The organism is Aeromonas sp. D3, from assembly GCF_027705025.1.
GTDB classification, from domain to species: Bacteria; Pseudomonadota; Gammaproteobacteria; order Enterobacterales; family Aeromonadaceae; genus Aeromonas; species Aeromonas salmonicida.
In genome coordinates, this window is sequence record NZ_JAPDBE010000100.1 from 1 (window position 1) to 820 (window position 820).

General features: G+C 52.1%; 1 protein-coding gene. It reads left to right on the forward strand.

Translation table 11 applies throughout. The features are described from left to right. Positions 1-63: 63 nt before the first annotated feature. The gene (locus OKC28_RS22910) at positions 64-768 is read left to right on the forward strand and encodes an IS6-like element IS26 family transposase (RefSeq protein ID WP_001067858.1); all 705 of its coding nucleotides are present in this window, start codon (positions 64-66) and stop codon (positions 766-768) included. Positions 769-820 lie beyond the last annotated feature (52 nt).

Consider the following 820-nt stretch of genomic DNA (forward strand, 5'->3'; position numbering starts at 1 on the left):
GGCACTGTTGCAAATAGTCGGTGGTGATAAACTTATCATCCCCTTTTGCTGATGGAGCTGCACATGAACCCATTCAAAGGCCGGCATTTTCAGCGTGACATCATTCTGTGGGCCGTACGCTGGTACTGCAAATACGGCATCAGTTACCGTGAGCTGCAGGAGATGCTGGCTGAACGCGGAGTGAATGTCGATCACTCCACGATTTACCGCTGGGTTCAGCGTTATGCGCCTGAAATGGAAAAACGGCTGCGCTGGTACTGGCGTAACCCTTCCGATCTTTGCCCGTGGCACATGGATGAAACCTACGTGAAGGTCAATGGCCGCTGGGCGTATCTGTACCGGGCCGTCGACAGCCGGGGCCGCACTGTCGATTTTTATCTCTCCTCCCGTCGTAACAGCAAAGCTGCATACCGGTTTCTGGGTAAAATCCTCAACAACGTGAAGAAGTGGCAGATCCCACGATTCATCAACACGGATAAAGCGCCCGCCTATGGTCGCGCGCTTGCTCTGCTCAAACGCGAAGGCCGGTGCCCGTCTGACGTTGAACACCGACAGATTAAGTACCGGAACAACGTGATTGAATGCGATCATGGCAAACTGAAACGGATAATCAACGCCACGCTGGGATTTAAATCCATGAAGACGGCTTACGCCACCATCAAAGGTATTGAGGTGATGCGTGCACTACGCAAAGGCCAGGCCTCAGCATTTTATTATGGTGATCCCCTGGGCGAAATGCGCCTGGTAAGCAGAGTTTTTGAAATGTAAGGCCTTTGAATAAGACAAAAGGCTGCCTCATCGCTAACTTTGCAACAGTGCC